Origin of the sequence: Pedobacter sp. V48, assembly GCF_000523515.1 — a bacterium.
In the GTDB taxonomy this organism is placed as follows: domain Bacteria; phylum Bacteroidota; class Bacteroidia; order Sphingobacteriales; family Sphingobacteriaceae; genus Pedobacter.
This window is the reverse complement of sequence record NZ_AWRU01000006.1, coordinates 573,224-588,555: the sequence shown is the minus strand read 5'-3', so window position 1 is coordinate 588,555 and position 15,332 is coordinate 573,224. Positions and strand designations below refer to the sequence as shown.

Annotated in this window: 5 protein-coding genes and 2 pseudogenes; 2 read left to right on the top strand and 5 right to left on the bottom strand. The window is 38.4% G+C overall.

The window, feature by feature from the left end:
• Positions 1 to 8 precede the first annotated feature (8 nt).
• Together uxuA and N824_RS07745 are read right to left on the bottom strand one after the other, a co-directional pair.
• Positions 9 to 848, bottom strand: a pseudogene (gene uxuA, locus N824_RS07750) (mannonate dehydratase).
• A gap of 162 nt (positions 849 to 1,010) precedes the next feature.
• Positions 1,011 to 1,553 (bottom strand): annotated as a pseudogene (locus N824_RS07745) (5'(3')-deoxyribonucleotidase).
• A gap of 104 nt (positions 1,554 to 1,657) precedes the next feature.
• Here N824_RS07745 and N824_RS07740 point away from each other — a divergent pair.
• The gene (locus N824_RS07740; protein ID WP_048904532.1) at positions 1,658 to 2,407 is read left to right on the top strand and encodes a DeoR/GlpR family DNA-binding transcription regulator; all 750 of its coding nucleotides are present in this window, start codon (positions 1,658 to 1,660) and stop codon (positions 2,405 to 2,407) included.
• Here the strand turns inward: N824_RS07740 and N824_RS07735 are convergent.
• From N824_RS07735 to N824_RS07725, 3 genes are all read right to left on the bottom strand, one after another.
• Positions 2,400 to 5,150 carry a carboxypeptidase-like regulatory domain-containing protein gene (locus tag N824_RS07735; protein ID WP_048904531.1) on the bottom strand — a complete coding sequence of 917 codons (2,751 nt, stop codon included), beginning with the start codon at positions 5,148 to 5,150 and terminating at the stop codon, positions 2,400 to 2,402. The two genes, N824_RS07740 and N824_RS07735, sit on opposite strands and share 8 nt — an antisense overlap.
• Positions 5,151 to 5,245: 95 nt before the next feature.
• On the bottom strand, positions 5,246 to 7,975 hold the full coding sequence (locus N824_RS07730) for a hypothetical protein (protein ID WP_048904530.1): 2,730 nt from the start codon (positions 7,973 to 7,975) through the stop codon (positions 5,246 to 5,248).
• A gap of 91 nt (positions 7,976 to 8,066) precedes the next feature.
• Positions 8,067 to 13,643 (bottom strand): carboxypeptidase regulatory-like domain-containing protein, encoded by a 5,577-nt coding sequence (locus N824_RS07725; RefSeq protein ID WP_048904529.1) that lies wholly within the window; start codon positions 13,641 to 13,643, stop codon positions 8,067 to 8,069.
• Positions 13,644 to 13,794: 151 nt separating this feature from the next.
• Here N824_RS07725 and N824_RS07720 point away from each other — a divergent pair, with 151 nt between their 5' ends.
• Positions 13,795 to 15,324, top strand: a complete 1,530-nt coding sequence (locus N824_RS07720) for a choice-of-anchor I family protein (protein ID WP_200869833.1) — start codon at positions 13,795 to 13,797, stop codon at positions 15,322 to 15,324.
• Positions 15,325 to 15,332: the final 8 nt, after the last annotated feature.

Below are 15,332 nucleotides of genomic sequence, written 5' to 3'. Positions count from 1 at the left end.
GGTTATTATCAGCTCTTACACCAAAAGAACCTGTACAGAAGCAAAGNTMMGWTMKKWARWGMGGGAACGGCATTAAATAATTTCTGAACCTGCTCGGCCGTACTAACAACTCTTGGCAAACCAAAAATAGGATAAGGTGGATCATCAGGATGAATAGCCAGTTTTATTCCTGCAGCATCAGCAACCGGAACAATTTCTGAAAGGAAATGAATAAGGTTTTGAGAAAGTCCGCCTTCATCAATTCCTTTATACTTATCTAAAGCGTCCTGAAACTGTTTTAAGGTAAAACTCTCTTCACTTCCAGGCAAGCCTGCAATAATATTTCTTTGCAACATTAACCGTTCCTCTGCAGACATTTGCTCGAAACGGAGTCTACCCTTTTCAAGTTCCTGATAGGTGTAATCATCAACTGCATTTGGCCTGTTCAGCATATATACATCAAATGCCACAAGTGCTGCTTTTTCGAATTTTAAAGCTTTGGCGCCATTTTCAAGTTCAAATGCAAGGTTGGTTCTTGTCCAATCCAGCACAGGCATAAAATTGTAGGTAACAACCGATATACCACAAGAAGCCAGATTCTTTAAGGAAGCTTTATAATTGGATATATAATTTTCAAAGCCTCTATTCTGAGTTTTTATAGATTCATGAACGGGTACACTTTCTACCACATCCCAGTCAAGACCAGCTGTTTCAATTAGATTTTTATGTTTTAAGATCTCTTCAACCGTCCAAATTTCGCCATTTGGAATATGATGAAGTGCACTAACAACTCCTGTGCAGCCAGCTTGCCTGATGTCTGATAAGCTTACCGGATCTTTAGGACCAAACCACCGCATGGTTTGTGTCATTCTGTGTATTTTACTGCCTTGGCTCATATTATATTTAGTTTCCTGATACCGTAATTTACTTTTGCAGTAATAGATGGTATAAAAACTAAATATATACGTTGTTTACAAGATTAAATGCATACTAAACTGCATTTATTATCGAAAACGTTTGCGACAGGTTTATTATSCCKRYACNWYSYTCNTTCNCGAWCNWKWSCWTNTRCNTCNKYCSAKWYAKMRACYCWTTNNTSATNWRWYTKGTANAACATTATGTGCAGCAGTAAACATAATCGTTTTGCCCTTAAAATAATCAAGGTTTTTGCAATGGTCATCTATCATGTAATCTGTATTAATAATACTTTTATCGCCACAAAAAACTATGTTTCTCCAACTAATAAACGGAAAGTATTCTTGCAACCATTCTTGCTTTTCAGATAAACATTGAGGAAATTCCATTGCTGCTGAAACAACGTATACCTCGTAAGTTTCCATGAGTTCTTTTACCGCCTCAATTGCGCCGGGCATTACAGGTATTGTACTGAAAAATCCAGGCGTATAAACAAACCTTTTTACCGCTGTCTTATCGGGAAACCCTTCCGATTCAAGTACTCCCAGCATGTCTTCACGATTAACTTTAACACCATAATCCCTCTCATACCAGTTTATGAAATGGGTCTCTGTATCGGCGAGCACACCATCCATATCAATTGCTATTGTTTTTTTCATATTTTATTTATTTTTATCTTGTAATAAGTTGCAACAAAAATACAATATTTTGCAACATATTGCAATTTAATTTTCTTATTATTGCACAATATTGCAAACAAACTATGATAAAGGCAGAAAGATTACAGCATATAATAGATCACATTACCAAAGAAGGCAAAGTTCTTTTAGGAGATTTAAGTAAACTATTAAATGTTTCTGAAGACACGGTAAGAAGAGATATTAAGGAATTATCTGATGAAGGTTTGCTTAAAGCAGTTCGTGGAGGAGCAATCTTACACTCTCCTATTCCAAGACATTATAGAGAAAGAGAGAATTACGACGTTGGCCATAAAGAGATAATTGCAGCCAAAGCCCTAAAATTCATTAAGGATGGCCAGGTAATTATATTCGATGCCGGAACATCAGCTTTAGCTGTTGCAACCAGTTTACCTAAGGAAATTAACATTACCGTAGTAACCAATAATTTCCCTGTAGCCAATATCTTGGAAGACCACCCAAATGCAGAGGTGATTTTTGTCGGCGGACGATTAAATAAATCCTCTTTCTCTACAATGGGGCATGATGCCATACAAGCCATTAAAAATGTTCGTGCTGATATTTGTTTTCTGGGTATCTGCAGTATCGACCTAAACATTGGGGTTACAGGGTTAAATTACGAAGATAGTCAGATGAAGAAAGCAATGGTTGAAACATCTAAACATATCATTGCACTTTCAACATTTGAGAAATTGGACACAGCTGAAAATTACTACATCTGCGCAACAAATGAGTTAGATACAATCATAACAGATATAGATCCAAAGGAAGGCAACCTACAGCGATATAAGGATGCTGGTATTGAAATTATTTAACCTGATAGCGATAAACCTGTCTTCCAAGTAAACCATCTGCGTTGATCCCTTCTACAGTTACTCGGTAAGCTCCTTTGTTATCTGAATTGAAATAACTAAGCCTGGCTTTACCTTCCTTATCAGTAACCGTTGCAGGGCTCCAATAGATAGTACTTCTTAAATCCGCAAGAGGACTATTAATTTCAGGATGATCATATTTAGGCACGTAGAACTCTTTTACAGAAGCAAACCCTTTTGGTGCATAATAAACCACCGACGGATCATATTTTTGACGAAAATTACCACTTTTAGTATAAATTGCCATTACTGGCGGAGGCTTTAATCCAAACCTCCCACCAAGTAACCTCGCCCTCATCGCATAACTATCATATACGAAATATACCTTACTGATATTTGATCCATCTCCTAATAGCAGCTCCTGAAAATCACAACTTTCAAGAATCCATCCATCAATAGTTACAGCATAAACTCCATCTCCCGATAAGGTACGGGCTACCCACATAGGCCCACAGTCTTCCGCCATGATCTGATCAAAACGCACACTTTTGTTGTTGTTCATTTTCTCCAAACAGTCTTTAAACGTTCCACAGTTTTGCCTGGAATCCGGTCTAAAAACCTGATCAGCCTGGTTTTCATGTATGGTATTACCAAATTTAGGCAACTTACTGGCCTCAATCCGAACTTCTTTCAAATGCTGACCACGTCCCATTCTCCCATGTTTTTGCATGTCTAAATCTTGCTTTACACTATTTTCAATAGAGGCCATAAGCGCCTTGGGAATATCGGAATTGATGTCACCAATATTTATATTAGGGGTGGCATCTTGTTCAACAAACTTATCAATTTGTATTTCTAATCTTTTACCATTATTTGCTGTCCTACCCTGGATTGTAAAATCAATTCCTTCGGTAATAAGAAGATTGCTAAACTTAAATTTCCCTTTGCCGTCAGAAATAGTGTCTAAGACCAAGCCCAGCTTGTTATTAATTAATGTAACCTTACCATCAGCAACCGGTTTATTGTTCAATGTCATTAACTTTCCCGTAATGTTTGTCACCAGCTTTTCAGCTTTATAAACTGGCGGCACTTGCTTATTAGAAATCAGGTCTTTCCAAACAAACCTTCTATACCCCTGAGTAAGCATTAAAATATCAAGATTAGCTCTTGTTTCATCTGTTGGGTTATGAAAATAATAATTAGGTTTCTCTATATAACCTTTTATATCAGAGCTCAACAACAATTGAGAGAATATAGAGTTCTCAGTCGTTTCATCTGAAGGAACTACATCTTCATTAATTACTGATACCGAAAAATTCCCTACTAAAGGATTCCCGGAAGCATCTTGAGCATTCAGTTCTATTTCTACTTTCTCTCTTAACGAGTATTCCTTCTTGGAACTGTTAACTTTTAAGTCCATATGATCATTCTTTTGTACAAAGACGATCCTTTCATTTAACGGATCCCCAGATTCAGAAAAGAGCGCAAATTGTACAATACCAGATGGGAATCCTTTTGAAGGAATTGGAACGGAAGTAAGAGCCTTGTTAATGTGAATATCAACAGCATATTGAAGATCACCTTCGGATTGCGCAACTAAACTAACAACCTGATCTCCTTTTTTCAAAATCGAACTGCCGGCCCCTATCCTTACTAAAATGGTATCTCCTCCTGTATTATGATACACAGAAAGCACATAACCTTCATTAGCAGCATTAGGCAATTTTAACGTATTTACTGATCCGTCAGGATAAGTTATTTTTGCCTGATAGGTTTTGCCCTGTTCCGATTTCAAATTAAAATAACCCATACCCAAATGTTTCGTTTCCAACCTAGAAACCTCTTTATTTTCATTATCAATTATCACCCCTTGAACAGATACGCCTAAACCATTAGCTCCAACCGCTTTAACTCCAACCTTTGTCCATATATCGTTTACAAGATTCCCCCCCTCGGGAAAAAATTGAACATCTGTTTGCTGAGAAGCTCTTTTAATAGGAAATGATTTAGGGACATTCTCTCCATCAGCGATGGTAATCCTCGTCAAAATATAAGCGCTACCGGCCTTTTCTGATTTAGAACTTGGCAGGCTTATGCTCAGTTCTCCCGACTCATTGGTTTTGCCTCCGCCGGTTGCTATTGATTTATAACCTTCTTTTAATTCGTATCTAACGGCCTTATCTGCATACGGACTCCCCTTTTGATCGGTATATTTTATCAATGCCGTTACTTTAGTTTGCGCTCCATCCTTAGCGTAGATATAATCTATTTTTGCAAAAACCGTATTTGCTGCAGAGTTACCCACACTAAAGGTTTTATCATAGAAATACTCCGGTCCGGCATTACGCATCCATTGGGTATAGGCTCTTAAGCGATAATTCCCTTCGCGGATAGCGGTATCCGAGAGCACGATACTACCTTTAGCCATCCCTGCCATAAGCGGCAGTTTAAGCGATTGTGCAATTGAATCACCTTCATTTATCAGCTCCACATAAACAGCTCCACTAAGTGCTGATAGCTGGTGTTTGCTACCAATAGTCACATACGTTTTAAACCATATCGTATCTCCAACAGTATAATAAGGCTTATCAGTATGCAGGTAAACCTTTTCCTGAGGATTATTCTCAGCCCAACTTTGGAGAGAGGCTAAAAGCTTCTCAATAGGATCCTCATCCCGGCCTGTAAAAGCCACAATGCCAATAAATGCTATTGAACAAAATAGAAAAATCGAGCGTTTCAATTTCATAGTTGTCTTAGTAAATGATTAAATACGTGTAATCAAATACAAAGACAACTATGACGTCTCCATTGAGGACACCCATTCAAGAAAAATAATACTTATTATTTAACTTCGTATCTATAAACCTGTCTACCTAGCAACCCATCTCCATTAATACCTTCAATAACTACACGGTAAACACCTTTTGTATCTGCATTAAAAAAGCTAATCTTTCCTTTACCATTTGATCCGACTAAGACACCAGGATTCCAATACACCGTACTTCTTAAATCTGTTATACGACTGTCACTATCATAAACCGGAGCATAAAATTCCTTTACAGGGTTAAAACCTCTTGGCGCATAACTTACGACTTCAGGAGTATATCCCGAACGCAATACTCCAATCCCTCTTTTCGTTGCTAAAAATAAGCTAGGTCCTCCGGTCATACTCATTATGGCAGCATTGGTACGAGCAACATCAACCCTATCAATATCCAATGGGTCCAAATAAAACAGATCCTGAACCTCGCAATCATTAATTTGTCTACCATCAAGGAATACTTTCATCCTTTCATTTCTTGAAAACGGCATCGTAACTGGTCCGCAATCGGCCTCGGCCGATCTAAATTCAACATTGGTGACCGTAGCTCTTAACCACTCCAAAAGTGTCCCAAATGCCTGCACATTACTCGGCCTGTAAGTAAAATCTGCGTGTCCATCTAATACAAGGTCATAGCCAAATTGCCTTTTACGCTTTTTCGCACTAATTATAACCTCATTAAGTTGTTGGGCCCGACCCATTTGGCCATTCCTCACCATTTCCGCATCTTGTTTTTTACTATTCTCAAGAGAGGCCATCAATGACTTGCCCAGGTCAGTATCCAGATCGGCAACATTCATATTTGGTGTTCTATCCTGATCACGAATTTTATCGACCTTTATTTCTACGTTTTTGCCACCTTTTGCATTTCTGCCTTGCACGGTGAAACTGATTTCATTAGTAATTAAGAGATCACTAAATTTATAATACCCCTCTGCGTTGGTCACTGTATCAATTACCACCCCTAATTTATTATTTATCAATGTTATCTTTCCGCCGGCAATGGGCTTCTCTCCCAAACTTAATAACCTTCCAGTAACATTAGTGGTTAATTTCTCCGCTTTAAAAGCAGGCTGAAATGGCTTCCCCGCGGTTATATCTTTCCATACAAACCTCCTGTAACCCTGTGTAAGCATTAAAAGGTCAAGATTTGATTTGGTCTCTTCAGTGGGGTTATTAAAATAATAACTTGGTTTCTCTATGTAGCCCTTAATATCTGAGCTCAACAATATTTGAGAAAATATAGTATTTTCTTTGGCCTCATCAACTGGAACAGCATCTTCACTAACTACAGATACCGAAAAATTGCCCGAAATTGGAGCCCCATTTGCACCGGCAGCACTTACGTCTATTTCAACCTTCTCCTTTGCTGCATAAACTTTTTTAGGTGTGGATAATTTAAGATCCATCTGATCATTGTTCTGGATAAAAATAATCCTCTCATTCATCGGATCTCCGGTCGAAGAAAACAACGTAAACTGAGTAATTCCAGATGGTAAATCTTTTGCTGGTATAGATAAAGATGTTTGTGCCTTACTTATCGGCATACTGCTCGCATAACTTACACTACCGCCCGATTGAGCAATCAAACTAACGGTTTGGCTACCCTTTTCAATTACAGAAGCATTAGCTATAATACGCACAAGAACAGTATCTGTTTCAGTATTGTTATAAACAGAAAGAACATATCCGCTTTCCAGAACGGAAGGCAACTTAACAGACTTTTCTGATCCATCGGGATACGTAACTTTTGCCTGATAAAGTTTACCCTTTTCAGGCATTAACCTAAACTGGCCCATTCCAAGATGTGTTGCTTCAAATGTTTCTACTTCTTTGCCGTCATTATCAATTATAACTCCTTTAACCGGAACACCTAATCCATCGGTTCCCGTTGCCTTAAATGCAACCCTTGTACGAACACCACTTACTAAAGGCCCACTTTCCGGAAAAAACTGAACATCAGTTTGTGTCGATATGCTTTTGATTGCAAACTCTTTTATCACAATTTCCTTTTCCCTGGTCTGAAGCTTGGCTGTTAGGTGCTTATCTTGTAATTTACCGGATTTACCACCTTGTAATTTTATCTTTAGCTGGCCAGAATTATCGGTTTCTTTATTGCCACTAAATACCTTTTCATAGCCATTTTCCAAAAGTGCATAATCAACCTTCCTGTTACTTAAGGCCTCTCCTTTATCATTCGAATAGGTTAACACAGCAGTCACGACGTCTTTCGATCCATCTTTGGTATATTCATAATTGATTTTACAGAAAACAGTATTTGCAACTGAATTACCAACTCTCAGTATCTTGTCATAAAAAAATGCGGGATCCGAATTACGCATCCATTGTGTGTAGGCTCTTATCCGATAATTGCCGTCATGTGAGCTGCTGTCAGGCAATACAAAACTACCTTTAGTCATTCCGGCAATAAGTGGTAGCTTTAATGATTTTGCAAGTGAATCTGCCTCGTTATAAAGATCAACATATACCGCACCACTAAGGGCCGAAAGCTGGTGTTTACTACCAATGGTAACATAGGCTTTAAACCAAATGGTGTCACCCACCATGTAATAAGGTTTATCGGTGTGAAGGTATACCTTTTCTTGTGGCTGAGTTTCTGTCCATTTTTGGAGTGAAGCAACTAGTTTCTCTACGGGATCGTTGTCCTTTTGCGTAAAAGAAAAAGCAGCGGCAACTAACAGCACTGAAAAAATAGGAATAGCAATTTTAAGAGCGTTTTTAAATTTCATACAGTTTAATTTGTTTGGTTGGTTGGAATTTCATAAATATAAAAAAATATCGTGAAGAGAATATTTATTAGGTGTAAAAATTATGAGATAATCATTTGCTAACTGGCTTGGGTAATAATAGTTTATATCGACTGCTCCCAATAATTCCGTTCATATTACTTCCTTCAATGGTAATTGTATAAGATCCAGGAATATCGGCGGTATAAAAAGAGACTTTTGCTTTTCCCTGGGCATCGGTCATAACATTTGGCTCCCAATGTATCGTAGCTCGAAGATCAGGATTCATCTGTGATGGATTAGCAGTAACATACTTTGGTCTGTAAAATTCCTGAGGATACATAATTGGCAGAGGTCGGTAATAAGCAACGTCAGGTTTATTAATTTTATGCCAGCCTACCCCACTGTAAGTTGTTAGTTCAATCAATGCGGATTCAAGAGTCCTTTGTGAGGTATATGGCTGTACTCCACCATTACGACCAAAATTCTCCGCAAACGATTTCATGTCCCTTCCTGCTCCAGGAACAACTTTCCCTATAAATCCATTTGCTTGAGGATAGCTAAAAGTATATTTCCTACTATACATTACTTCTAACCCACGAAAAGTTGCAATTTTCAATTCTTCTAAATCTTCTCTAATATCATCGACCGTCGGATTGGGCATATCTCCAGAAAACCATGGCAATTCTCTTCCATCCACCCAAATGTCTACATCATAATGATTCATCTTCATCTTCGCAAAACCATCTTCAACAACCAATCGAAATCCGGGAACCTTTTGCTTAAGTAACTGATACAAACTCATCACCGCTGATTCTTTGATATCTTTCTCATCAAAAATCAAATCAGCTTTACCCGGCCCATTCCGATTAAAGGATCCTTTAATTATCTTTCTATCAATAATTTTCACCTCATTTAATGGAATACCATTTACACTTAACCGTTCCTCCTTTAACAGAATAGCTTTATTTTTAACGTAGTTCAATTGCGTCGTATCCGTGTTTACATACCAGGGCATCATCTTATTTCGAAACATTTGATGTGTCGGTGGGAACTTTTGACGATCTAATTCTACTTCTCCAAAATTCATGGTCCTACCCTTTGGGGTTCTCGCCTGAATAAAAAATGATCCGGAATCAATTTGCGGTAAAGCCGAGAACATAAATTCACCTCTCTGATCAGTTATTGTGGTATTAATAAAGGCTGGTTTTTGTGAAGATATAAGTATTTGAGCTCCTGGAATAGCTTTCTTAGATATGCTTTTGACCCTGCCTGTTACTCTAAAATCCTTCTCAGCAGCAAATTTAGGCAACGATGATTCATTAAATACATCGTCCCATTTATATCCTGTCCATCCCTGGGTAAGCATAAGATTATCAAGTGCTGTCCAGGTTTGCTTATCCCTTTTATTTAAGTAATATCCTGGGGTTTCTACTGTACCTTTTAACCCTGCATTTAACAACAGGCTAACTTCAATATCATGATTACCTAAACTGTCTGCTCTAACCTGCGAATCATCGGTTACCGATAAAGAAAAACTTCCCACTACAGGATTCCCATTTACATCTTTCACCTCTATAGATAATCCAACACTATCTCTTTGCAAAAAGGACATTTTATTAGGTAATACATTAATCTTAGCCTGATCCTGATGATCAATAAATACCACACGTTCATTCAAAGGCTGCTTTTCTTTTAACAATGTAAACCGTGCAATACCTGTAGCAAATTTACCTTTATCTATAATCAGCTTTGGTTTCTTAAAATCTACCTGTTCCGCGTAACAAACTATTCCTCTGGAAGTCCCTACTAAATAATAAGTACTGTCAGGATTAATGGCACCTGGAGTAGCCATTAAATCGACTACCAGAGAGTCACTTTCCTTATCATTAATCACGTGTAAACCAGTTCCTGCAGGTTTCACCAAAGGTAGCGGATAGCTTTTATCCATTTCCATCGGTCTATTTAATCTTGCTGAATATATTTCACCCTCCTTAGGCACAAATTCAAAGGCCCCCATTCCATTAACCATACTCGCAATTGAGGCAATGGTATTCCCTTTACTATCATACACCTCACCTTCAAAGCTCACTCCTTTCCCATCTTCGGCAAGTGCTTTAAAGCCAACAAGTGATTTTAGCCCCGCTACAAGCGCTCCACCCTCAGGTAGAAATTGCAGATCAATATTTTGCTCTCGCTTAATATTCAACGGGACCATTAGAACCTGATTTCCGTCATTTTTAGTCAGGCTATTGATTTCTATCCTTATATTCTTGCCATCTGCCTTTTCCTTCAGGTTGAACATAAAAGCCAGATCACCTTCATTAGTAGTTCTTAATTGATCCTTAAAGAGCAGCTTATCCGCCTCCATCACTCTAATCCCTACATCATGCAACCCAACAGCAACTTTATCTGTACGCATCAGGTTAATATTTACTTTAACCTGATCCCTATCTGCAACTTTATTAACAGCTGCCTGGGATTTCACCAGCCAGGTATTTTGACTAGGCTTACCTAAATAGAAACGCTTATTGAATAAATACTCATCTCCAAAATTCTGCATCCAATTGGTATAAGCCCTTAAAGTATACCCCCCCTCATGAAAAATCTTTGCAGGTAGCGGAATCTGTCCCCAGCCCAAACCTTCCTTGATAGGGATACTTATTCTTCTAACCACCTCAGCACTGTCATCATTAAGCTCAACATATAGTAAGCCACTTTTTTCTGAACCCGACAAATAGGAAGGATCAAACAAATAAGCCTTAAACCAAATTGTGTCACCAAGATTATAATAAGGCTTATCTGTATGCAAGTAAGCCTTTTCCTCAGGTAGTTTCTGATGAAAATTCTGTAATGCAGAAACTATACCTTTTGTGCTCTGCGATGGTGGTTGCTGAGCCTGAAATTCATCACCCTCAACCTTATACCTGTAAACTTGTCTGCCCAACTCTCCCGCAGCATTAATCCCTTCAATAATCACTTTATAATTCCCTGGTCCATCAGCATTAAAAAAGTCAAAAGTGGCTTTCCCGGCATCAAAAGTTCTTACACTTGGATTCCAATAGATAGTTGAACGAAAATCTGGAACCTGATCGTTTATACCCGGGCGATCATACCTTGGTGAATAAAATTCGCGTGCTTTATTAAAACCTCTTGGTAAAAAATTAACCATGCTTGGATCATATTTGGTTTTCATTGATTTAAAGGTGGTAATTAACAAAGAAGCTCCATTCAGGTATGATTTTAAGGCAGCATTCTGCCTAACAACCTCAATTTTAGCAACATCTTTAGCGTCCAGGGAGTTCCCCTCAAATATATCCGCTGCTTCACTAAAACTAAGTTTTCGACCATTCAGGATAACCTGCATAGGCATCCAAACCGGAGGGATCAAATCTGTATTTAGATAGTGAGGGTAAAAAATATTCCTTTCGTACTCTGTTTTATACTCTCTAAATTGAATCCCGTTTAGTCTTCCTTCAATACAATCCCTAAAACTTGCACATATTTGTGGATTTTCGATGATATAGGTCTGATCTGCATGTCCTTCAGGAATTACCATCGCACCTTGGGGCGAATAACTTTCGACCCTGTTTTTTCTTGCATTGATTTTCACTTCCCGTAACCGCTGCACCCGGTCTAGCTTACCCATTTTAACCAATATCTCTTCCTGCTTTCTACCATTTTCCAAATAGGCTTTAGTAGTACCCGTAATGTCTGTATTTACATCCGGCAGGTTCTTGTTTTTACTTAATTTTTGCAAGGGAATACTGTCAAGAATAATTTCTACTTTATTTTTATTCTTTGCTGTTCGTCCCTGTATACTAAATTTCACACTATCGGTTAACACAACCTGATCAAATTTGAACCTTCCGGCCGTATCAGTGGTTGTGCTTTCCAATATGCCAGCCCTCATAGACATTAAGGTTACTTTCCCTTTACTTACAGGTTTATTGGCAAGGGACACCACCTTTCCGGAGATCACAGTTCCCAATTTCTCTGCAATAAACTTCGGTTTAACCGACAAGCCACTTGAAACTTCTTTCCAGGTAAACCGTCTGTAGCCTTGCGTTAACATTAAATTATCCAATGCCTTATTAACAGACTCATTTTCCGCAGAAAAATAATAATTGGGTTGCTCTACGTATCCTTTAATGTCTGAAGTAAGCAATGTTGAAGACAGTATTGTATGTTCATTACTTTCATCCAGAGGCACTTTATCTTCGTTAACCACTGTAACCGAGAAACTTCCTGCCACCGGCTTACCCTTTGAATTAAAAGATTGTAGCCCAACACTCACATTTTCTCTCGATTTATAGCTCCGCTTTGCCGTGCTTATTTCCAGCTTCATCTGGTCCTTGTTCTTTATAAAGGCAACTCGCTCGTTTAGCGGTTCTCCAGTTTCATTAAATAAAGTGAACTGAGCTATTCCTGTCGGAAAATCTTTTTTCAATAACCAAATGGAGGTCATGGGTTTGGTGATACTAAGTGGTGTAGCATAAATTGTCTCCCCCCCTGTCTGTGCAATAAGGCTAACATTTACTGGTGTGGCCGCTACGGGCGACAAGTTAACTCTCACCAGTATGCTATCCCTATTTGGTTGATAAACCGCAAGTACAAAACCAGTATTTTCTGCTTTAGGTAAAGCAATAGTGCTTTCTGAACCATCAGGATACTTTACTTTTGCAGTGTAGGTTTTTCCCTCTTCGGGTTTTAATTTAAAGGTCCCCATCCCGGCACGTTCACTTTCAAAATCAGCAACATCATTGCCTTGCTCATCTATTATGCTTCCCATAATAAGAATACCCTTTCCATCCATCCCCAAGGCTTTAAAACCTATTCTGGAAGCAACTCCGTTTATCAGCATCCCTCCTTCTGGAAAAAACTGAACATCACTTTGTAAAAAGCCGGCCTTTATAGCGAAGTTTTTTGTAATCTTTAATTTACTATCCGCCTCTATCGTAGTCTGTATATAAGCCCGTCGTAAGTTCTCAGGCTTATCATTCTTGATATCTATATAAATATTCCCATTAGCATCGGTCTTTGCATTTTTTGCTATTATAGCTTCGCCATTTGCTACAACCCTATAGCTAACCACTCTGGCCGAAATCGCTTTCCCGTCATCATCACTATAATTCAACTGAGCAGTTATTGCTGGTTTGTTATCAATAACCTTATACTTATAATCTATTTTAGAAGTAATCTCATTGCTATACGGACTGCCCACAATAAAAGTGCGGTCGTAGAAATAGTCTTCGCCTGCATTTCGCATCCATTGTGTATAAGCTCTTATCCGATAATTCCCTTCTTTAAGTTCTTCACTTAAATCAAAATTACCCATTGCCATGCCCGCTGTAACAGGTAGCTTTAAAGATTTTTCTATTGAATCTCTTTCATTTATCAGCTCCACATATACTGCTCCGCTTAAAGCGGATAGCTGGTGCCTGCTGCCCACTGTTACATAGGCTTTAAACCAAATGGTGTCGCCTAATGCATAATACGGCTTATCGGTATGTAAATACACTTTTTCTTGTGGATTAGTTTCTACCCATTTTTCTAATGTGGCTACTAATCTCTCAATAGGGTCCTGCCCTTTTGGTGCAAAAGCCAGGAAAGTTAGAACTGATAACAACAGTGCAATTCTAAGGAGTCTGATGAATCTTTGATTTTCCATTGTTTAATGTGATTGCGTAATTAAAAACAAAGACATTTCAGAACAATCAAATAGGGACAACACCTAAAATTATTTTAACAATAACATAATCTTATCCTTAGATAATAGTAATATTCCAACAATACATTCGCTGCTTAAACATATGCAATACATGAAAAGAACGCTACTATTTAGTTTCCTTGTAATTGGTTTACTCAGCTGTAAAAAAGAGAAGCCATCAATAGACCAGGAGGTTGTTTTAAATGAAGACCCGGCCACTTACGCTGAGATTGGATCTCTTGATATAGGAGAACTGGGTGCAGCTGAAATCTCTGCATTTGACCCTGCAACAAACAAACTCTTTGTTGTAAAAAATGAAAATGAAGGCGAGCCAAATCAGGTTAATCGAATTGAGGTTGTTGATTTTGCAAATCCATCAAGTATGAAATCCACTGGCTTTATAAGTGTTACCCCGTACGGAGGCGCAGTTAACAGTGTTGCAGTATACGACGGCAAATTAGCTGCAGCTATCCAGGCTACTAATAAGCAAGCAAACGGTAAGGTTGTTGTCTTTAAAACAAGCGACCACAGTAAAATCAGTGAAATAAATGTAGGTGCTTTGCCAGATATGGTTACTTTTTCTCCTGACGGGAAATACATTTTAACCGCTAATGAAGGAGAACCTAATACCGATTATACAAGTGATCCGGCAGGTACAATCTCAATAATATCTGTTAATGACAATTATGCGGTAACTACAATCGACTTCTCGTCTATGATAGGTCAACAAGCTGCATTAACAGCCAAAGGGTTCAGAATCTTTGGCCCTGGCAAAAACTTCGTAAATGATATTGAGCCCGAATATATTACAGTTTCTGACGATTCAAAAACTGCCTGGGTTACTTTACAAGAGAACAATGCAATAGCTAAAATCGATATCGCTTCAAAAACCATCACTAATATATTCCCGCTTGGTTTTAAAGATTACAATACTGACGGTAACGAGATAGATCCCAGCGACAAAGACAGTGGCTTTGCTCCGGCAAAATGGCCTGTAAAAGGCATCTATATGCCCGATGCTATTGCGGTACTTGAACAAAACGGAACTCCCTACTTATTTACTGCCAACGAAGGTGATGCAAGAGAATACGATGCCTTCTCAGAAATAAAAAGGGTAAAAGATATTGTGCTTGATCCTACAGCTTTCCCAAATGCTGCTGAACTAAGAAAAGATGGTAAACTTGGTCGTTTAAACATTACAACAACCCTGGGAGATGCTAATGGCGATGGAGTTTTCGATGCATTATATTCATTAGGATCCCGTTCGTTTAGTGTTTGGAATGGTAATAATGGAAGTCAGATTTTCGACAGTAAAAACGAGTTGGATGCTAAATGCGCCACTAACAACACTTATGATGATGGCAGAAGCGACGACAAAAGTGTTGAGCCCGAAGGAATAACCATTGGGACCGTTGGAACCAAAAAAGTTGCCTTTGTAGGTATGGAAAGAGCCGATGCGGTTGCGGTATATGATGTAACCAATCCGGTTAAACCAGTTTTCTTGCAAATTTTAAAATGTGGCGATGCTCCAGAAGGAGTACTATTTATCTCTGCAAAGAATAGCCCTACCAAAAAAAGCTTATTGGTGGTAAGTAGTGAAAACGACGGTGTAATTAAAGTATATACGCCAAAAACGATATAACCATTCTC